Raw genomic sequence first — 20,118 nt, forward strand, 5'->3', positions numbered from 1 at the left:
ATAAACGAAAAGTCGATGGTTTCATTGATTTTTCTAAGCAAGTGATCTTGGGGAACAAGGTCTTCTATGTTGACTGTTTCGGGTTGAAATTCCCTGGATGGGTTCGTCCTGAACATATAAAAACCTTCCTTCGGAATTGTTTTATTCCAAATTCAACAAAAAAGGCTGTTGACCCTTCTTTGTCAACAGCCTCAAAGGCCCATGCGGGCCTTTTTTCTTTCAATGGGCGGAAAATCCGGCCAGCCTGCGGCTGGGAGCTGATCCGCCGGCACCTGCCCGCTTCCCGCATCCAGTTTTCCTTTGCTCGGTTTCAGGGGGCCTGCCGGCGGGGTGGACCTTACCCGCGGAACAACGGGCCCCGATAGAACGGAATTATCACTCTTTTCTGCTGAATCGTTTTAAATTGTTAATTAAGAATATTTGATAAAAACTGTTGACTTTCCTATATGAAATCATATACGATTTAAGTATGAAAGGGACAATCAGCAAGCAGAAGATGGCCTATGAGCTGATCCGCGAGCGGATTCTCGACGGAACCTATCCGCCCGGCACGCGGATCGTCCTGGACGCGGTGGCCAGGGAGATCGGCACCAGCACCATTCCCGTCCGGGAGGCGATTCGTCGGCTGGAGGCGGACGGGCTGATCGAGTACCAACCCTTCGCGGGAGCCCGGGTTGCCCCGATGGATGAAACCGCTTACGTCCAGAGCCTGAGCGTGTTGGCGGTGCTGGAGGGATATGCGACGGCCCTGAGCGCATCCCGGCTGACGGAGGAGGATTTTCGGCGGCTTGAAGAGATCAACCAATCGATGAAGGAGGCTTTGACGGAATTCGATTTTGTCCGGTTCGGGAATCTGAACCGGGATTTTCACCAAACGATTTTGGAAAGGTGCGGAAATGACGTTCTGAAGGAACAGATCCGGCAGATCGGGGAGAAGCTGGACGCCGTCCGTCAGCGGGGGGTGTGGCACGTCCCTTCCCGGGCCAGGGAATCCATCGACGAGCACGAGCATCTCGTGGAGCTGTTGCGGAGAAAGGCGCCCGCCGAAGAGATCGAGAAGGCGGCGCGGCAGCACAAGTTGAACACGGTGACCGCCTTCCTGAATCGCCGGGAGCGGTCCGTCTAGGGAAGGAGGAGGCCCCAAGGATGCAAAACGTCGACCGGTTGCGCGGCTCGATCTGTCCGATGGTCACCCCCTTTAACGAAAGGGATGAGGTGGACGAGGCGAAGTTGAGGGAGCTGATCGACTGGCAGCTTGAAAACGGGACCCACGGCATTTCGGTGACCGGCACCACGGGCGAACCCACCTCTCTCACCCTCGAGGAGAGGGAGCGGGTGATGGCCGTCGCCGTGGAACACGTGGCCGGACGGGCCCCCGTCATCCTGGGAACGGGTTCCAACAACCACAAGGAAACGCTGTACTTGACCAAGAGGGCGGAGGAGCTGGGGGCCGATGCGGCGCTGGTGATCGTCCCCTACTACAACAAACCCTCCCAGGAGGGGCTGTTCCAGCATTTCCGCCGCGTGGCGGAGTCCGTGGACATCCCCATCATCGTCTACAACATCCCGGGCAGGACCGCCGTCAACATGGAACCGGAGACCCTTGCCCGCCTTCGGGAAGCGTGTCCCAACGTGGTGGGGGTAAAGGAGTCCAACAAGAATTTTGAACAGGTCAGCCACGTTCTGAAGCTGTGCGGCCGGGATTTTCTGGTCTACTCCGGGATCGAGACCCTTTGCTACCCGATCCTGGCCGTCGGGGGCGCGGGGTTTATCAGTGCCACAAGCAACGTTTTGCCGCGGGAAATGTCCGAATTGTACGAACTGGTGCGCGACGGCCGCTGGCAGGAGGCGATCGACCTGCATTACCGGCTGCTCCCCTTAAACGACGCCCTGTTCTGGGAAACCAACCCGGGGCCGCTGAAGACTGTGTTGGGGATGATGGGGAAAATCCATCCCGCCCTTCGCCTGCCCCTGGTGCCCCCGAACGAGGAGATGCAGGCCAAGTTGCGGGAGATCCTGCGGATGTACCAACTGGTGGAGTAGGAGGCGATGAAGTGAAACGCGCGCGATACCTGTACCGGGGAAGGGTTCGGCACGGACGGGTGGAGGACGGAATGCTGGTGGATGAGAGCGGGCTGCGGCTGGCCCCGGACGAGGTGGAGGCCTGGCTGCCGCCGGTGATTCCCAACAAGATGATCGGCGTCGCCCTCAACTATGCGGATCACGCGGAGGAATTGGGGCTTGCCATGCCCGAGGAGCCGGTGCTGTTCATCAAGCCCAACAGTTCGCTGATCGGCCACCGCTCCCCGGTGGAATATCCCCGGGGCATCCGCCACATGCATTACGAGGCCGAATTGGTGGCCGTCATCGGCCGACCGGGTCGCAACATCCGCAAGGAAGAGGCCCTGGATTACGTCCTGGGGTATACGATCGCCAACGATGTGACGGTGCGTGACTTCGTGGGCAACATGTACCGTCCCCCGATCCGGGCCAAGGGGCAGGACACCTTCGGTCCGATGGGCCCCTTTCTGGTGGACAAGGAGGATGTGCCCGACCCGGGGAACCTGGCGATCCGGACCTATGTCAACGGCCGGTTGCGGCAGGAAGGGCACACGTCGGACATGATCTTTTCCGTGGAGGATCTGATCGCCTTCATCAGCTCCTTCATGACGCTGGAGCCGGGGGACATGATCTGGACCGGCACCCCGAAGGGCATTTCCCCGGTGGAGCCGGGGGACGTGATGCGCGTGGAGATCGAGGGCATCGGCGCGCTGGAGAACCCGGTGGTTCTCTCCCCCCACACAAATGCCCCGACAGCCAAGCAGGAGGTGTAAGCGATGACATCGTCCCTTTCATCCGTCCGAGTGGAACCGGTGCGGCAGTACATCGGCGGGAAGCGGGTCGAATCCGCCGGCGGGGAAACCTTTGAAACGGTGAACCCCGCCGACAACCGGCCGATCACCACCGTTCCCGCCGGGGACGAACGGGATATCGACCGGGCCGTGGCCGCGGCGAAGGAAGCCTTCGAAAAGGGTCCCTGGCGGAAAATGAAGGTGGCCGAACGCGTCGCGATCCTGGAGCGGATCGCCGACGGCATCCTGGAACATGTCGAGGAGCTGGCCCGGCTGGAGACTCTGGACACCGGCCTGCCCATCAAACAAGCCCGGGGGCAAATCCGCCGGGCGGGGCAGAACTTCCGCTTCTTCGCCGACATGGCCCGCCACCGCCTGACCGGGGAGACTTACCCCGTGGACGGGACCTTTCTCAACTACACCGTCCGCCGGCCCGTCGGCGTCGCCGGGCTGATCACCCCCTGGAACACCCCGTTCATGCTTTCCACCTGGAAATTGGCCCCCTGTCTGGCGGCGGGGAACACCTGCGTGCTGAAGCCCGCCGAGTGGTCCCCCCTGAGCATCGACCGGTTCACCCGCATCGTGGAGGAGGCCGGGTTGCCCCCGGGCGTGTTCAATGTGGTCCACGGGTACGGGGAGACGGCGGGGGCGGCCCTGGTGCGCCATCCCGACGTCCGGCTGATCTCCTTTACCGGGGAGACGCGCACCGGGATGGAAATCATGCGAAACGGCGCCGACACCCTGAAGCGGTTCTCCATGGAACTGGGCGGAAAATCCCCGGTGATCGTCTTTGAGGATGCGGATCTGGACCGCGCCCTGGACGCGGCCGTCTTCGGCGTGTACTCCCTCAACGGCGAACGGTGCACGGCGGGATCCCGGCTGTTCCTCCAGGAGTCCATCTATGAGCCCTTTGTGGAGAAGCTGAAGGAGAGGGTGCGGCGCATCCGGGTCGGCGATCCCTTCGACGAGCGGACCGAACTGGGTCCCCTGATCCACCGGGAGCACCTGAACCGGGTGAGGGGGTACTTGGAGACCGCCCGCGAAGAGGGAGCGGAGATCGCGGTGGGCGGCGGCACGCCGGCGGGACTTGAGGCGGGCAATTATCTGGAAGCCACGTTGATCCTCGGCGTCCGCAATGAGATGCGGGTGGCCCAGGAGGAGATTTTCGGACCCGTCCTCACGGTGATCCCCTTCCGGGAGGAAGAGGAGGTGATCGAAAAGGCCAACGATGTGATCTACGGCCTTGCCGCCTACGTGTGGACGGAGAACCTGGAGCGGGCGCACAACGTGGCGCAGTCGATCGAGTCGGGGATGGTCTGGATCAATTCTCAGAACGTTCGTGATCTTCGAACCCCCTTCGGCGGGAGCAAATACAGCGGGATCGGAAGGGAGGGGGGCACCCACAGTTTTGAGTTCTTCACCGAAGTGCAGACGATCCATGTGGCCTTGGGCAAGCATGCGATACCCCGTTTCGGAGCCGAGTGAGAAACTGGCGGGAGGTGTTGCGTATGCCTGCGCGTACCGGTCAGCAGTACGTGGAGGAACTGGACCGGAGAAAGATCGAGGTGTGGATCCACGGGGAGAAGGTGGAGGGAAAAATTTCGGAGCATCCGGCCTTCCGGAACATCGTGCGCAGCCTGGCGGAATTGTATGACCTGCAGCATCAACCGGATCTCCGGGATGAGATGACCTATGTCTCTCCGCTGACGGGCGAAAGGGTGGGCATGTCCTTCCTGATTCCGAAAACCCGGGAAGATCTGGAGAAGCGGCGCAAAATGATGAAGCGGTGGGCGGACCACTCCGGCGGGATGATGGGGCGGTCCCCCGATTACCTGAACAGCGCCCTGATGGCCTGCGCCGCCGCGGCGGACTTTTTCGCCGAGGACGATCCCCGCTACGGGGAGAACATCCGGAACTATTATCACTACGTCCGGGAAAACGACCTCAGCCTCACCCACACCCTGATTCATCCCCAGGCGAATCGGTCCGTCAGCGCTTCCAAGCAGAAGGACCCCTTTCTGGCGGCCCGGATCGTGGAGAAGAACAGCAAGGGCGTGGTGATCCGGGGGGCGCGGATGCTGGCCACCCTGGGCGGGGTGACCGACGAGATCATGGTGTTTCCCTCCACCCTGCTGAAGGCCGGCAAGGAGGACGATCCCTACGCTTTCGCCTTCGCCATCCCCTGCGACACGCCCGGGCTCAAGTTCCTGTGCCGGGAAAGTTTCGACTATGGAAAGACGCCCTTCGATCATCCCCTGGGCGCCCAGTTTGAAGAGATCGATTCCGTGGTGATCTTCGACGACGTGCTCGTCCCCTGGGACCGGATTTTCATGCTGGGCAACGCGGAGATCGGCAACCGGCTGTACCGGGAAACCAACGCCGTCGTGCACATGGCCCACCAGGTCGTGATCAAAAACGTGGCCAAGACGGAGTTCATCCTCGGCGTGCTGGCCAAGATGGTGGACATGGTGCAGATCGACCGCTTTCAGCACGTGCAGGAGAAGTTGGCGGAAGTGATCATCGTGCTGGAGGCGATGAGGGCGTTTCTCCGGGCGAGCGAAGTGGATGCGGAGATCGACCGGTGGGGGATGATGACCCCGGATTTCGGTCCCCTGAACGCGGCCCGCAACTACTATCCCCGGATTTATCCGCGGATTGCGGAAATCGTTCAGCAGTTGGGGGCGAGCGGGTTGATGGCCATTCCCACGGAGGCCGATTTCAAGGGGGATCTGCGTCCAGAGATCGACCGGTACCTGCAGGCCGCCAAGGCCGAGGCGGAGGAGCGCGTGAAGCTGTTCCGCCTGGCGTGGGACATCGGCGTCAGCGCCTTCGGGGGGCGTCAGGTTTTGTATGAGCGGTTCTTCTTCGGCGATCCGGTGCGCATGGCCGGTGCCCTCTACCAGTCCTACGACAAGCGGCCCTACATGGAGAAGGTGGATCGGTTCCTTGAACGGGCCGGCATGCGGGCCCAGGATCGGACGGAAGTGGGATGACGGCCGGTTCTGTCCGGGAGAGATTATGACAAGGAGGGAATCGCCGTGTCGGAAGCGGTCAATGTGATCCGTGTGGCCCACGTGGAGCTGAGGGTGAAGGATCTGGAGCGGTCCCGGGAATTTTACGTGGACAAGCTGGGGCTGATCGAGACCGCCCGGGAGGATGGCCGCCTCTATTTGCGGGGGCTGGAGGAGTGCGTCCACCACAGCCTGGTGCTGGTCGCCTCGGAGCGGCCCGAGGTGGGGCACATCGCCTACCGGGTGGAAAAGCCGGAGCACCTGGATATCCTGGCATTCCGTTTCCGAAAGCAGGGGCTGAGCCCCGTCTGGGTCGATGCCGGAGAGGAGCGGGGCCAGGGCCGTGCGCTGCGCGTTCAGGATCCCCTGGGATTGCCTCTGGAATTCTTCTGCGAAATGGAAGCGGTGCCAAGAATGCTCCAGCGCTATGACCAGTACCGCGGCGCCCGCATCATGCGGATCGATCACGTCAACTGCATGGTTTCGAACGTGCAGAGGGGCTACGACTGGTACACCGGCGAGCTGGGCTTCTCCTGCTCCGAATACACGGAGACGGATGAGGGAGAGCTTTGGGCCAGCTGGCTCTTCAGGAAACCCAATGTCCACGACCTCGCCCTGATGAACGGGCGCGGGCCGCGGTTGCATCACGTGGGATTCTGGGTGCCGGAGCCCCTGAGCATCCTTCACGCCTGCGACGTGCTCGCGGCCACGGGGGACGCGGCGAAGATCGAACGGGGGCCCGGCCGGCACGGTTTGTCCAACGCCTTCTTCCTTTACCTGCGGGATCCCGATGGCCACCGCGTCGAGCTGTATACGGGGGATTATCTGACGGCGGACCCGGACTGGAAGCCGATCCGCTGGCACATCAACGATCCGCGCCGGCAAACCTTCTGGGGACAGGCGGCTCCCGACAGCTGGTTCCAGGAGGCGACTCCGGTTGTGTCGGTGAAGGACGGAAGGACGATGCCCCTTGAGGATCCGGTGCTGTCGCAACACAAACCCCAGTTCCTCATCTGACTTGAAACAATGGAAGTCGGGACGCGATTTTCCGCTTCGTCTCCCGGAGGCTGGGGGCGAACGGCGGAAAATCGCCCTTCCCGGCGCTTGATCATTCTCTTGATGCTTTCTTTTCCGATATTTTTTTCAAACTATTTTGTAATCTTTTCCGAAGGAGGGATGGATATGCTCGGGATGGATGACGGGATGGTCGCCCTCGCCTGGCTGGGGACCGTGCTGTCCGCCGCCTTTTGCGTCCTGTACGGGCTGATGCGATGGAAGCAAGGGGGGAATTCCGAATGAACCTGCCTCTGTTGATCGTGATGATCATCGTTTATATGGCGATCATGTCCTGGCTGGCCTATCTGGGGAACAAGCAGACGAAAACCGCCGAAGACTACCTGGTGGCCGGCCGGAGGATTCACCCGCTGGTGATGGCCCTTTCCTACGGGGCGACGTTTATCAGCACGTCGGCCATCATCGGATTCGGCGGGGCGTCCGCCCTGTACGGATTCGGCATGCTGTGGCTGGCCTTTTTGAATATCTTGGTGGGGATCTTCGTCGCCTTTGCCGTCTTCGGCGTGCGCCTCCGGAAGATGTCCAGCGCTTTGGGGGCCACCACCTTTCCCACCCTGTTGGGGGAGCGGTACCAGTCCAAATTCATCACCGTCTTTTCCGGGCTGATGATCTTCCTGTTCATGCCCGCCTATACCAGCATCGTGCTGATCGGCGGCGGGCGGTTCCTGCAGGAAACCCTGAAGGTGGACTTCAACATCGGGCTGATGCTGCTGGCGATCATCGTCGGACTGTACGTCATCACCGGCGGATTGAAGGCGGTCATGTACACGGATGCCTTTTGCGCCCTGGTGATGATGGCGGGGATGGTGTTCCTGCTGTTCAACAGTTACTCCGCGGTGGGCGGAGTGATGGACGGGCACGAGGGCTTGTCGGCGATGCGGGACCTGGTGCCGCAGGCTCTGGCGGAGCAGGGGCACCGGGGGTGGACGGCCATGCCCGAGTTCGGTTCTCCCCTCTGGTGGACCCTGGTCAGCACTCTGATCATGGGCGTCGGCATCGGGGTTCTGGCCCAGCCCCAGCTGGCGATGCGGGCGATGACCGTGACCGACGATCGCGCCCTGTACCGGGCCGTGCTGATCGGCGGCGTATTCATGTTTTTCATGACCGGAACCGCCTTTATGGCCGGCCCCCTCAGCAACCTCTACTTTTATGAAACCCAGGGGAAAATCTCCGTCGATGTGGCGGGAGGAAACATCGACCTGATCATGCCGATCTTCATCAACCAGATCATGCCCGAATGGTTCTTGTATCTGTTCACCCTCACCCTGCTGTCGGCGGCGATCTCCACCATCAGCTCCCTGATTCACGTGCAGGGGGCGGCCTTCGGGGAAGACATCCTGAAAACCCTGGGCGTCAAATCCGCCAAAGGTTCCCTCAATCTGTCCAAAATCGGCGTGCTGGTCGGCGTCGTCGCCGCCGTAATCCTCGCCTACATCCTTCCGGGCAGCGTCATCGCCCAGGCGACGGCCTTCTGGTTCGGCATCTGCGCATCCGGTTTCCTGCCGGCCCTGATCGGCGCCCTCTACTGGCGGAATGCCACCCGGGCGGGAGCCGCCGCCAGCATCGTGACCGGCTTTGCCGTCAGCATCTTCGGCTTTCTGTTCCTCCACCAGAAGGAGGCGGCGGCGATCGGTCTCTGCGAAGCGCTCTTCGGAAAAGAAACCCTTCTTCCGTATCCGTGGACCCATGTGGATCCCCTCTTTTACGCCTTTCCGCTCGCCGCCGTCGTCTTCGTGGCGGTGAGCTGGATGACCCGGTCCTCCATCGCGCCGGTCCGCGAGCAGATTCAGCGCAGTTTTGCAGACGCGGGGAAGATGTAAGAGGTGCTCCTGCCGCCGGCACGTGCGGCGGCGGGCCGGCGGGCTTCAAGGGCCGATCCGCTTCAGGGCGCCTGCCGGTGCCGTTGCTCGTTGCGGCGAACCGGGCGGCGCACCCCTTCAGCGTACAAACAAAAGCGCCCCTGCTGCGAGGATGTCGCATGCGGGGGCGCGTTCTTTTTTTGCGGATTTATTCGGGCAAGGTGACGCAGGCTTCGTCGTCGTAGTAAAGGTCCCGGCCGAGCTTGACCGGTCCGGTGAAGAGGGGATTCGGTTTCTCCGCCAGCTCCAGTCGGAAGACGGTGCTCATGTAGAAGGGAACATCGGGCTCCTTGACCGGCACCGGCGCCATGCGGGCCACCGGATAGCCCAGGGCGACGATGTTTTCCAGCTGATAGTCCTGGAAGGCGCCCAGCATGTCCGTGATGGCGAAACCCATGTCGAGGATGCCCTGCTGGATCTTCCGCCATTTCCGCCAGGAGGCTTCCAGGTAGGAAAGGCCGAAATAGCCCGAGGACCCCGGCCCGCGCAGTCCCTCCGTACAGCGGCTCAAAAAGAGCAGGAGACCTTTGACCGTTTCGACCGGATCCGTGAAGAAGACGTCGAATTGCCCCCGGAAATGGGTGGGCAGTCCCTCCTGCACGTTGTAGGATTCGACCTGCAGGTGATCCCAGCCCCGATCCTTGGCCACGTCGCGGATGAATTGGATGATGCGCTCATCCACATCCAGGACGCCGATCCGTCGCGGCAGTCCCGAAAGCGCCGCCGCCACGGAAGTGAGATCGTCGTCTCCGAGAAGCAGCAGATCGCGTCCCGCCAGATCCCCCCGTTCGGCCATGAGGGCGAGCCGCAGCACGGTGGTCTCCGGAGTCACGTATCCCTGGTCGAAGTCGGGTGTGGCTTTGGGGCGCATGGCCACGATTTCCTGGAAGTCCCGAAGGACGCGATCAAAGGGAGGACGGAGGACGATGCCGCGACCCGAGCAGGATTCGCACCGCTGTTCATCCACCCGGTCCAGTCCCAGCGCTTCCACCTGCCGCCGTCCCGCTTCGGTGAGGACGAACCGGTCTTCCTCGCAGGCGACCAGCTCATGCTTCATCAGCTCCTGCAATGCTTCCAGAATCTGATGGGTTTGGGCTTTTCCCGCGCGCATCAGCTCCCAGAAGGATTTCGGACCGAAGCGGAGCGTGCGGAGCAGAAGGTCATGGATCCGACGGGTATCCATCGCCAAATCTGTTGTTGCCATCAACACCGCTCCTTTCCCTTTTCAGGAACGTCGAACTGCCAAAAAAATATTATAGAGCGCATTGTTTTGCTTGTCCACCGATCCGGGGCCGGGACCAAGAAACGCGCAGTCCTCCCGGCGGAAAAACCGGGCCGCCGGGATGCCGGAGACGTTCGCGATGGCGGCGAGGACGGCCACATGGACGCTTTTATCCTGCAGAGTTGCCTTGTTCCAGGTTTTGTGCAAACAGTTCCACCACGAAGCAGGCGGAAGGATCTTGGCCGACGTTGGCAAATAGGAGGGCATCCTTTCCGTGGAAAAGGTGGCGCCGGACAAAAAGAGCATCCGGTTGAGGAGCAGGAAGCCGATGGCGGCGGCCGACCGGTTGTCCCGGGCCAGGGACGTGACGAACATGCCGGAGGGAAAGAGGGCCAGGATGGACGGGAGCAGCGCGGCCGCCACGCTTTCGGGATACTTGGGCGCTTCCTCGTAAAACGCCCAGCCGAAGACCGTGAGGATGAGGGCGCTCACAAGGAAGACGAAGGCTCCGCAGAGCATGTGGGCTCCCAACATCATCTGCGGGCGGAGAGCGCGGCCTGATACCGGCGGAGAATTCCCTGTACGCGGTGCATGACCGGTGCGGTTCCGATGGTGAACAGCGCCGTCGTCAGCAGATTGACTCCGATCCAGGAGGGGACGTACACGTTGCTGTAGGTCATTCCTCCCGGCATTTTCAGGCCGGCGGAGAGGGAACCGAGCAGGCAGATCATCAGGGTCGGAAAGAGAAGGTCCGAAATGCGTTTTGTTTATCCCGGAAAAACAATTTCAATTCCATCCGGGTCAGCCGGTGAGACCTTACAAAAAATGGTTTTTCCTGACCGATATTATATGTAACGGCCTGTGGGAATGCAATCGGGATTCCCTTTACACTCCCGCAGCGTCAACCTTTATAATCGACGCGAGGGAGGTGGAGGGATGGAACAGCGTATGCACATCCGCCGGCTGGCGGAGAAGTTGCGGACCTCTCCGCGGGCGATTCGCTTCTACGAGGAGAAGGGACTGATCGCTCCGGAAAAGGATCCCCGCAACCGCTACCGCCTCTTTTCGGAAAGGGACGCCTGGCGGCTGCAGACGATTCTCGCGATGAGGGAGGTGGGGATGCCGGTTCGGACGGTCAAGAGGGTGCTGGAGGCGATGGACAAGGGGGAAAACAGCGGGGTGCGCCGATACCTGGAACTGCAGCGGTCGGCCATGTTTTTCGAGTGGATCCGCCTTCGGGAGATGATTGTGACCCTGGACGGCATGATCGATTCCCTGGAGAACCGGGCGCCCGACTGGGAGGACATGTACCGGCTGACGGAGCGGTCGAAGCGTCAGCGGGACCGGCGCCTGAAGTGGCGGGACCGGTGGGATTTCGACGGTCAGGCCGCCTCCTATGATCAGCGGGTGTCCCGGTGCGCGGAGGATTTCGACGTTCACCGGGATTATGACACGGCGCTGGATGAAACCCTTCGGATGATCAATCCCCGGCCCGGGGAGAGGGGATTGGATCTCGGCACCGGGACGGGCAATCTGGCCGGCCGGTTCCTGGCGGCGGGGGCGGAGATGGCCGGTGTTGACCAATCCTGGGAGATGTTGCGCCGCTGCAGGGAAAAGCATCCGCAGATGGTCACCCGGCTGGGCAATCTTCTGGCGATCCCCTTTTTCGATCAGTCCTTCGATTTCGTCGTCACCAGCTATGCGCTGCATCATCTCGAAGAGGACCAGAAGCCGCTGGCGCTGGAGGAGATGCACCGGGTGCTGAAGCCGGGGGGGCGCATCTGCATCGCCGATCTGATGTTCACCACGGAAGAGGCGCGGCGTGCCTGCCTGCGGGACCTGAGCCGCGCCGGGAAAGAATACGCGATCGCGATGATCGAGGATGAATACTACGCCGACCGCTCCCGCCTCCTCGCCTGGTTTAAGGCCCGCGGGTACCGGACCGAGGCCCGGCAGATCAACGAGATCCTCCATCTCGTCCACGCGGTGCATCCGGGATAAAACCTTTGACTTTTCCGCTGCGTCAACCGGTATGCTCCTCCTGAACTAGGATGGAGGAGGAGATGCCGGATGCGTCTGTTGATCCGCGGAGCGCTCATTTTGACGATGAAGGAAAACGACGAACCCTTTTCCGGGGACATTCTGATCGAAAGGGACCGGATCGCCGCCGTCGTCCCCCGCTGGGAAGGGAGGGCGGATGAGGTGATCGACGCCTCGGGCATGGTGGCGATGCCCGGTCTGATCAACGCCCACAACCACACGCCGATGACCCTGATGCGCGCCTTCTGCGACGACCTTCGCCTGATGGAATGGCTGGAGAAAAAGATGCTGCCGGTGGAAGCGCGGATGGACGAAGAAGACATTTACTGGGGTGCGATGCTGGCGATGGCGGAGATGATCCGCTCGGGGACCACCGCCTATGCCGACATGTACATCCACATGGATCACGTGGCCCGGGCCGCCATCGACAGCGGCATGCGCGCCTCCCTGGCCCGCGGGCTGGTCTTTCTGGAGGATGACGGCGGAAAACGGCGGGAGGAAGCGCTGTCCCTCATCGAAAAGTGGACGGGAGCGGGGAACGGGCGCATCACCACGATGCTCGGCCCGCACGCCCCCTTCACCTGTCCGCCCGGGCCCCTCGCCGAAGTGATCGATCTGGCCCGGGAGCGCGGCGTGCCCATCCACATTCACCTGGCGGAAACCAAGGAGGAAGTGGTCCGCATCCGGGAACGGTACGGACAAACCCCCACCGAGTACCTGTACCACCTCGGGCTGTTCGAGCACAACCACGTCCTGCTGGCCCACGCCGTTCACCTGACGCGCCGGGACATCGGGCTCTTGAGGGGCATGCGCGGTGGGATCGCCCACAACCCGGTGAGCAATCTCAAACTGGGCTGCGGCATCGCGCCGGTTTGCGACATGTTGGCGCAGGGCCTCACCGTGGGACTGGGCACCGACGGGGCGGGAAGCGCCGCCACCCTAGACATGTTCGTCGAAATGAAGGCGGCCGCCTGGCTGCAAAAGGCGGATCAGTCGGATCCGGCCGTGTTGCCCGCCCGGCAGGTGCTGAGGATGGCCACGGTGGAAGGGGCCAAACTGCTGGGCATTGCCGACCGGGTGGGCACGCTGGAGGCGGGCAAGCAAGCGGATCTGATCCTGATCGATTTCCAAAAACCGCACCTTCAGCCCCTTCACGATCCCTACGCCTTGGTCGCCTACAGTGCCTCCGGCGCCGACGTGGACACGGTGATCATCGACGGTCGGGTGGTGATGCGCCGCCGCGAGTTGATGACGATCGACGAGGAGGAACTGTTTCGGCAGGTGAAAAAGAGGGTTCCGAGGTTGGTTGATGGAATATAGGAAACGCAAATTGTGCCCACTGTGCTTCAAACCAACGAAACCGATCCGGAAAGGGAATAGCGGGTCCATGCAGACAAACAGAGCTGAACAAGTCAACCTTTTCCCCATCGATCGGGTGAGACAAACCGATATTCCGGATGTGGTGCGCCTCTCCGCCCGCATCGGATGGGATTACTCGGAGGAAGAAATGGAAGTGGTTTTAAGATCCGGACACTTTTTTGCCCACCGGGGCCCCGGGGGAAAAGTGGTTTCCACTGCCGCCATCTTCCCCTACTCCACCTTGGCTTCCCTGGGTGTGGTCATGGTGGATCCGGATTACCGGAGAAGGGGTCTGGCCACCCGGTTGGTGGACGCTTGCATCAGCGCGGTGCCGGACCGTCCGATCCTGCTCGTGGCGACGGAGGAAGGAAAGCCCCTGTACGAAAAACTGGGATTCAAAACGGTCGGCACCCTGGACAAGCTGGTGGCCAAGCGGTATACAGGCGGTCTGCAGAGAATGACGCATCAACAAACCGTCCATCCCGCCTCGGAAAAGGACATCGAAGAGATCATCGACCTGGACGAAAAGGCTTTCGGCGCCCGGCGGGAGCGCCTCCTGAGGCTGCGCATCAAGCAGGCCGCCTTCGGGGCCGTGCTCCGAAACCGGACGGGCAAAGCCGTCGGATTTGCCTTGGGCGTGCCCGGTCCGGAACTTATGGTCATCGGCCCCGTGGTCGCGCCGGACGAAGAGGCGGCCGCGCTCCTGATCGACCGGATCGCCGGATGGGCTCCGGGACCGATGCGCATCGACATTCCCTCCCAACACCGGCGCCTGGCGGACTTCCTGACCCGATGCGGCTTTGAAACCGTCCGGAAACCCCCGGTGATGATGCGAAACGGAAGTGCCCTCCCGCCGCGCGAGCATCTGTTTGCGGTCGCGTCACAAGCCTTCGGGTGACCCCTCCGGCGCCTTGATGAGAGAGCCGGATTCCTCTTCTGAATCCCAGGGATTGACTCCGCATCGGGAACGAGGGGCCCGCTCATGTCGATAATTCGCAGGGGCCGCAACCTTTGGAACCGTCTCCGTCTTGGAATTAGAGCGGAAGTGTTCGTGCAAAGGATCGTTTTATGGCGAAGGACCCTGCACCGCCCCGTTGGGAGTCTCGGGATCCAGAGTGTGTGTTGGCGGTGCAAGGGCTGCGGAATCCCTTGAAAAGGCGCCGCTACCCCACATTGGATCGGATGATTGTACAGGAAAACTGTTCGTGTTTATGGAGTTCGTTTGCAATATGCAGAAAAGGCCGGGATCGTCCCGGCCTTATATGTTGAATGTTTCAATCTCTCCCGGGTAACATAAACCTTTCCTAAGTCAAAGGGGCGGAGATATTCGATCGTTTCGATTCCTCATCAGTAAGCCACAAAAACAGGCGACATACGCCCACACGTACCGGAAGGACGTGTTTCAGTTCCTCATGGGTAATCTGCAAACAGAAGTATCACCGCGAAGAATATATATCTTTCGCCGTTTCAATCCCTCATAGGAACCCCTGAAAAAGCCCGGCAGATCAAGGTCTATTCAGACGATAACCTTCGAAAACAATTTCGTCCATGGAAAAAATGGGTGTTTTTCTTCTTTAACCCTTCTTTTCGGGATATTGGAAAAATGAAGGAGTCGCCGGCTTCCGGGGTTGTGCACGGGGAGCCGGCGACTCCTCGACTGTCAGGAAGGTCACTTCTGTTTGAATTCGATCTTCATGGCCTGGGCCATGCGCTTGGGCAGATCGGTGTTGTCCATCCATCCCTGGAAGAGGTCGGAACCTTTTCCGTAGGAGTAGACGGGAAGGTTGACGCCCGTGTGGGCGGTGCTTGTCCATCCGATGTACGCCCGCCTGCTGATGACGCGGTTGATGGCCAGTTTGCGGTTTTCGGCGTTTCGGATTTGCTCCACTTCTTCATCCGTCAAGTCGATCTTGGCATATTTCTTGAGCACTTCCCGGATGTTGCTGCCCTTCTCGTCGATTTGTGCGGCCATGAATTGGCCGGTGGCCGTCACATTGCGCAGGATTTCCGCGCGGTTTTTGTATTCGTTGTAGCCGCCGACGGACATGCCCCCCGTGTCGTGGTCGCCGGTCACGACCACCAGGGTGCGCCCATCCCGCTTGGCGAAGTCCACCGCCACCCGGAAGGCCTCTTCGAAGGCCTCCGTTTCCTTCATGGCCCAGGCGGCGTCATTGTCGTGTCCGCCCCAGTCGATCTGGCTGCCCTCCACCATCAGGAAAAAGCCCTTTTTGTTCGTCTTCAGCGTGTTGATCGCCGTCCGGGTCATTTCGGCCAGGCTGGGTTCTTTGGATTTGTCCCGATCCAGTTCGGGAGCCATGCCCTCATCGGCAAAGAGCCCCAGCAATTTTTTCCCCTTGGCCTTCAGCAGCTGGTCGCGGTTTTCCAGCACCTGATAACCCTGGGCGCGGGCTTCTTCGATCAAATTGCGCTCCGGCTGTTTGCCCCCCTCCGATTCGGGGAGAAAGAACTGCTTCCCGCCGCCGAGCAGTACGTCAGGCTTGCCCAGCATTTGGGGGGCGATGGCCACTTCATCATCGCGGTCGGGCACCTTGGCCGCAAAGGAGGCCGGTGTGGCGTGGGTGACGGAGGAGGTGGACACCAACCCGGTCGATTTGCCGCTTTCTTTGGCCGCCTCGAGGATGGTCTTCAATTTCTTCCCGTCCGGAGCCATCCCCACCATGTCGTTGTTGGTTTTCACCCCGGTGGCCATGGCGGTGGCCGCCGCGGCGGAGTCGGTCACGGCGTTGTCGGCGGAGGCGGTGCGGATCATGCCGGAAAGGGTTTGATCAAACAGGGTCGGCCGATCCCCCTTGTACAGCCGGTAGTTGGTGGCATAGGCGGCCGAGAATCCGTCCCCGATCATGAAAATGACGTTTTGCACCTTCCCGTGCCCTTCCGGCCGGGCTCCCGCCGAATCCGCCAGCAATCCGGCGTTCCAGGCGGTCAGGACCAGGGCGAAGATCAAGACCCCCAACCACAGCTTTCTTCTCACGGCTTCTCCCTCCCGAAGAGATTGGTCGTTGCCAGGAGCGGTTTAAAATGTTTCAGCCTGATCGGGATCTTTTAACCCTTTCGCTCCACCTCCTTCGTAAAAAGAGAAGCGTTTGATCGCCTCTTTCGTCTAAATATTAGCAACGGTTCTTTAATTCCATGTTATCATTGTTTAAATTTTGCATCAATGTTTTCGCAATTGATCAATTATTTCCCCTTGTTGAAAAAACGGAGGAGATGGTTGGTCAAGGCGTCCAGCCCGTCGGAACTCCTTTTTCGTTTGGGAAGGACCAGGTAAACGGGAATCCCGGGCAGAGGGGGATCCGGGCGAAAGGGGAGCACCTTCAGTTTTCCGGCGGCGGCCATTTCTTCCGCGACACTTTGAAGGAGGAATCCGACGCCTTCGCCTGTCCGGATCCATCGCAGGAGCAGGGACATGTGATCCACTTCGACGAGGGGCAGGAAGTGACGGCCGAAGGCGGCTTTGAACCACTGTTCGAATTCGGTGCCCCAGCCGAGATGGATGAAGGGAAGCGACCGAAGATCTTCCGGGGTCAGCGCTTCCTTGTCCAGGGGAAAATCGGCGGGCCCCGCCAGGCAGAGGGATTCTTCGCGGAGGCGGATCACTTCCAGCCCCGGGTGGTACGGAGGAATGTAAAGGATACCCGCATCCGCCAGCCCGTCGAGCAGTTTTTCCGTGATTTCGTCGGAATGGCCGGTGATGAGCCGGAGGGCGATCTCCGGGTGCTTCCTCCGAAACTTTTTCACCGCGGGAAACAGGATGTAATCCCACAGGGAATGGGGGCTGCCGACAAAAAGTTGTTCCTCGGCCATCCCCTCCATTTGCAGCGCCTTTTCGCTCTCCCGCTTCAGTTCGAGGATGCGCCGGGCGTAGGGCAGGAAATGTTTGCCCGCGGGGGTGAGCTCGATGTGCCGGCTGGTCCGTCGGAACAGCGGCTTTCCCAGGGCTTTTTCCAGCATCTGAATGCGGGTGGTGACGGTGGACTGGACGAGATGGAGGGACTCTGCGGCGCGGGTGAAACTCTTGGTCTTGGCCACCTGCAGGAAAGCTTCCAACTGGCTGATTTCCATTTGGCTCCTCCTTTATCTATCGAGGTATTTGATAGAAACCATCTATATTATTCGTTTAACAAATAGAAAGTCCTGCCGTAAGCTGAAGGGGACAGGACAGTACACGACAGGAGGGATCCTCATGGATTGGAAAGCCTGGCAGCGGAGATGGGACCGGCAGCAGGAGCGGTATCTTCCCTACAGGGAGCAGAGCTTTGAAGCGATGGTTCAATGCGTGGCCGAGGCGGCGCGGGGGAGGGGAAGGGTCTTGGACCTCGCCTGCGGCTGCGGTTCGGTGACCGAGCGCCTTTTGAAAGGGATTCCGGAAATTCAGGTGGTGGGGGTGGACATCGATCCCGTCCTGCTGAAGATCGCCCGGGCGCCTTTGCGGGGGAGGAACGGGTGAGGTGGATGGAGCGGGACCTGCGCGATCCCGATTGGGCGGCGGACCTGGAACCGGAATCCTTTGACGCCGTCGTGACCGCCACGGCGCTCCATTGGCTGGAGGAATCCGTCCTCCTCCGGGTTTACCGGGATGTGGCGCGCCTCCTCCGGCCGGGGGGATGTTTGTCAATGCGGATCACATGCCCCTGGAAAACCCGATGTTCTCCCAAGCGGGAAGGCGCCTGTACGGCGGCTGGTTTGAGGCATCCGCGGACCGGGAGGATTGGGAAGGGTGGTGGGAGTCGATCGCGAAGGAAAAGGAAATGGAGGAGGCCCTGGCCGAGCGGGAGAGGCGCTTCGGTCGGCGGAGAACCCATGAGTTTATGCCGCCCGCTTCCTGGCACATTCAGCGTCTCTCCGGCGCCGGATTCTCCTCCGCGGAGATCGTCTGGAGGTCCTTCGATGAAGCGGTTCTGGCCGCGTGGAAATAACGGGGAAATCCATATGCGATATTCGCTTTTTGGGAAGCGGTCCCGTCCGCTCCACATCCGGTTCAAGCTGACGTGGCGGCGCATGGCGGTGAACTCCCCCCATGGTGACGGAAAGGCCTGCAATCCGGAGGAAGGATCATCCGGAAGAAGGTCATACACCTATTGGAAGTCCTGCGAAATGAAACATCCAGTCCTGTTCCGACAAGTTGATGTGTTTCGGCCGTCCCGTTCAAGGGAAATCCAACAAGTCTGTCCAGGGAACGGATGCAGTTCGCCGCCAATTGGACCAGCTCGTCTGGAACCAGTTTTTTCAGCTGACGGACCCCAGGCGGACCATCGGCTGAACATTTTTGCGCCCCGGCATGGGCTGCTGTTGCCGGCCATCCGGCCATCGGTCAACGAAAACTCTGTATTGAGCGGCCAAAGAAGGAAGGAAGAGGTCACTTCCCGAATTGTTGAAAAATACGGGCTTGAGGGAGGTGCAAACGACATGAAGCTGTTGACGTTTCAGACGGAAAAGGGATTGAAGACGGGGGTCAAGACGGAGCGGGGCGTCCTGGAGATCCCGGATTCCGTGGAGGCCATCGTGGAAAGAGGAGAGGCGGCGCTCAGGGAGCTGGCCGACCGCGTGGACCGGGCGCTTCGGGACGGAGCGGAGTTTCTGCCCGAGGAAGAATTGACCCTGGGCCCCTGCGTGCCGCATCCGGAAAAGATCCTCTGCATCGGTCTCAATTACCGAAAGCACGCGGAAGAATCCAACATGCCGATTCCCGAATACCCGATTCTCTTCAACAAATTTCGAAACGCCCTGGTGGGGAGCGGAGAGCCCGTTCCGATTCCCCGCGAAGCCCGGCAGGTGGACTATGAGGCGGAATTGGCGATCGTCATCGGCCGGACGGCCCGGAACGTGAGGAAGGAAGAAGCCATGGACTGCATTTTTGGTTACTGTGCGGCCAACGACCTGTCCGCCCGGGACCTGCAGTTTCGAACCCACCAATGGCTGCTGGGAAAAAGTTGCGACGGGTTTTGTCCGCTCGGGCCCTATCTGGTGACCAGGGATGAGGTGGAAGATCCCCACGCCCTCGGCATCCGCTCCTTTGTGAACGGAAAGCTCCGGCAGAATTCCTCCACGGCCGACATGATATTCCGCTGCGATGAACTGGTCAGTTACATTTCCCGGTATATGACTCTCCGGCCCGGGGATGTGATTTTGACGGGCACCCCGGAGGGCGTGATCATGGGATACCCGGAGGATCGGCGGGTCTGGCTGCGGGACGGCGACGAAGTGGCCGTCGAAATCGACGGGTTGGGACGGCTGACCAACCGGCTGGTCCAAGGAGATTAGGAATCCCGATGTTCGTAAGTTCGGATGGGGGAAGTGCCGCCGATTAAAGGCGGCACTTCCCTGAGGCTGTTGACAAAGAAGGGTCAACAGCCTTTTTTGTTGAATTCGGAATAAAACAATTCCGAAGGAAGGTTTTTATATGTTCAGGACGAACCCATCCAGGGAATTTCAACCCGAAACAGTCAACATAGAAGACCTTGTTCCCCAAGATCACTTGCTTAGAAAAATCAATGAAACCATCGACTTTTCGTTTATCGCGGAAAAATGCCGCCCCTTGTATTGTCAAGATAATGGGCGTCCTTGCATCGATCCGGTCATGCTGTTCAAAATGCTTTTGATCGGTTATTTGTACGGAATTCGTTCGGAAAGACGCCTCATTGAGGAAATCCGGGTCAACATCGCCTACCGTTGGTTTGTTG

At 60.5% G+C, this 20,118-nt stretch carries 20 protein-coding genes and 1 pseudogene; 16 read left to right on the plus strand and 5 right to left on the minus strand.

From position 1 onward, the window contains the following. Window positions 1–469 precede the first annotated feature (469 nt). The 8 genes from BM063_RS16100 (at window position 470) to BM063_RS16135 (ending at window position 8,757) form a co-directional block, all read left to right on the plus strand. Complete coding sequence (locus tag BM063_RS16100; protein WP_092041436.1) at window positions 470–1,126, plus strand: GntR family transcriptional regulator; 657 nt, start codon at window positions 470–472, stop codon at window positions 1,124–1,126. A 20-nt stretch (window positions 1,127–1,146) separates the two neighbouring features. Further along, window positions 1,147–2,043, plus strand: a complete 897-nt coding sequence (gene hpaI / locus BM063_RS16105) for a 2,4-dihydroxyhept-2-ene-1,7-dioic acid aldolase (protein ID WP_092041439.1) — start codon at window positions 1,147–1,149, stop codon at window positions 2,041–2,043. A gap of 11 nt (window positions 2,044–2,054) precedes the next feature. Next, window positions 2,055–2,834 (plus strand): fumarylacetoacetate hydrolase family protein, encoded by a 780-nt coding sequence (locus BM063_RS16110; RefSeq protein ID WP_092041442.1) that lies wholly within the window; start codon window positions 2,055–2,057, stop codon window positions 2,832–2,834. Between the two features lie 3 nt (window positions 2,835–2,837). Further along, a complete protein-coding gene (gene hpaE / locus BM063_RS16115) occupies window positions 2,838–4,337 on the plus strand; it encodes a 5-carboxymethyl-2-hydroxymuconate semialdehyde dehydrogenase (protein ID WP_092041445.1) in 1,500 nt (499 codons plus the stop codon). A 23-nt stretch (window positions 4,338–4,360) separates the two neighbouring features. Further along, window positions 4,361–5,845, plus strand: a complete 1,485-nt coding sequence (gene hpaB, locus BM063_RS16120) for a 4-hydroxyphenylacetate 3-monooxygenase, oxygenase component (RefSeq protein ID WP_092041447.1) — start codon at window positions 4,361–4,363, stop codon at window positions 5,843–5,845. Window positions 5,846–5,890: 45 nt separating this feature from the next. Next, window positions 5,891–6,880 carry a 3,4-dihydroxyphenylacetate 2,3-dioxygenase gene (gene hpaD, locus BM063_RS16125; RefSeq protein ID WP_092041450.1) on the plus strand — a complete coding sequence of 330 codons (990 nt, stop codon included), beginning with the start codon at window positions 5,891–5,893 and terminating at the stop codon, window positions 6,878–6,880. 165 nt (window positions 6,881–7,045) lie between these two features. After that, window positions 7,046–7,162, plus strand: coding sequence for a symporter small accessory protein (locus tag BM063_RS18235; protein ID WP_342713760.1), 117 nt, complete (start codon window positions 7,046–7,048; stop codon window positions 7,160–7,162). Continuing rightward, window positions 7,159–8,757, plus strand: coding sequence for a sodium:solute symporter family protein (locus BM063_RS16135; protein WP_092041456.1), 1,599 nt, complete (start codon window positions 7,159–7,161; stop codon window positions 8,755–8,757). Before BM063_RS18235 ends, BM063_RS16135 begins: the two co-directional genes overlap by 4 nt. Window positions 8,758–8,944: 187 nt before the next feature. Here BM063_RS16135 and BM063_RS16140 read toward each other — a convergent pair whose 3' ends face one another. From BM063_RS16140 to BM063_RS18090, 3 genes are read right to left on the minus strand one after another with little or no spacing between them, the layout of a single operon-like run. Continuing rightward, a complete protein-coding gene (locus BM063_RS16140; RefSeq protein WP_092041475.1) occupies window positions 8,945–10,000 on the minus strand; it encodes a bis-aminopropyl spermidine synthase family protein in 1,056 nt (351 codons plus the stop codon). 21 nt (window positions 10,001–10,021) lie between these two features. After that, entirely contained in the window at window positions 10,022–10,510 is a 489-nt protein-coding gene (locus tag BM063_RS18085) for an ABC transporter permease (RefSeq protein WP_245752317.1), read from the minus strand. Between the two features lie 41 nt (window positions 10,511–10,551). Further along, on the minus strand, window positions 10,552–10,698 hold the full coding sequence (locus BM063_RS18090; RefSeq protein ID WP_245752318.1) for a hypothetical protein: 147 nt from the start codon (window positions 10,696–10,698) through the stop codon (window positions 10,552–10,554). A gap of 256 nt (window positions 10,699–10,954) precedes the next feature. Here BM063_RS18090 and BM063_RS16150 point away from each other — a divergent pair, with 256 nt between their 5' ends. The 3 genes from BM063_RS16150 (at window position 10,955) to BM063_RS16160 (ending at window position 14,315) form a co-directional block, all read left to right on the plus strand. Further along, window positions 10,955–12,019 (plus strand): MerR family transcriptional regulator, encoded by a 1,065-nt coding sequence (locus BM063_RS16150; protein ID WP_342713761.1) that lies wholly within the window; start codon window positions 10,955–10,957, stop codon window positions 12,017–12,019. A 69-nt stretch (window positions 12,020–12,088) separates the two neighbouring features. Next, complete coding sequence (locus tag BM063_RS16155) at window positions 12,089–13,378, plus strand: amidohydrolase (protein ID WP_092041459.1); 1,290 nt, start codon at window positions 12,089–12,091, stop codon at window positions 13,376–13,378. Window positions 13,379–13,445: 67 nt separating this feature from the next. After that, the gene (locus BM063_RS16160) at window positions 13,446–14,315 is read left to right on the plus strand and encodes a GNAT family N-acetyltransferase (protein ID WP_177199235.1); all 870 of its coding nucleotides are present in this window, start codon (window positions 13,446–13,448) and stop codon (window positions 14,313–14,315) included. Window positions 14,316–15,086: 771 nt separating this feature from the next. On the opposite strand, the gene BM063_RS16165 is transcribed toward BM063_RS16160, so the two are convergent. Together BM063_RS16165 and BM063_RS16170 are read right to left on the minus strand one after the other, a co-directional pair. Continuing rightward, entirely contained in the window at window positions 15,087–16,409 is a 1,323-nt protein-coding gene (locus tag BM063_RS16165) for an alkaline phosphatase (RefSeq protein WP_245752319.1), read from the minus strand. A gap of 206 nt (window positions 16,410–16,615) precedes the next feature. Beyond that, on the minus strand, window positions 16,616–17,500 hold the full coding sequence (locus BM063_RS16170; protein WP_092041465.1) for a LysR family transcriptional regulator: 885 nt from the start codon (window positions 17,498–17,500) through the stop codon (window positions 16,616–16,618). Window positions 17,501–17,621: 121 nt separating this feature from the next. On the opposite strand from BM063_RS16170, the gene BM063_RS17790 reads away from it, so the two are divergent. From BM063_RS17790 to BM063_RS16185, 5 genes and pseudogenes are all read left to right on the plus strand, one after another. Beyond that, window positions 17,622–17,885: a class I SAM-dependent methyltransferase gene (locus tag BM063_RS17790; RefSeq protein ID WP_177199236.1), complete on the plus strand. Its 264-nt coding sequence runs from the start codon at window positions 17,622–17,624 to the stop codon at window positions 17,883–17,885. A gap of 5 nt (window positions 17,886–17,890) precedes the next feature. After that, window positions 17,891–17,992, plus strand: a pseudogene (locus BM063_RS18390) (hypothetical protein); the annotation flags it as partial. A gap of 50 nt (window positions 17,993–18,042) precedes the next feature. Beyond that, window positions 18,043–18,354: a hypothetical protein gene (locus BM063_RS18095; RefSeq protein WP_245752320.1), complete on the plus strand. Its 312-nt coding sequence runs from the start codon at window positions 18,043–18,045 to the stop codon at window positions 18,352–18,354. A gap of 490 nt (window positions 18,355–18,844) precedes the next feature. Next, window positions 18,845–19,699 (plus strand): fumarylacetoacetate hydrolase family protein, encoded by an 855-nt coding sequence (locus tag BM063_RS18100; protein WP_245752321.1) that lies wholly within the window; start codon window positions 18,845–18,847, stop codon window positions 19,697–19,699. Window positions 19,700–19,838: 139 nt separating this feature from the next. Continuing rightward, a partial coding sequence (locus BM063_RS16185; RefSeq protein ID WP_143085410.1) for a transposase occupies window positions 19,839–20,118 on the plus strand: 280 nt, incomplete at its 3' end.

Origin of the sequence: Planifilum fulgidum (assembly GCF_900113175.1) — a bacterium.
GTDB classification, from domain to species: domain Bacteria; phylum Bacillota; class Bacilli; order Thermoactinomycetales; family DSM-44946; genus Planifilum; species Planifilum fulgidum.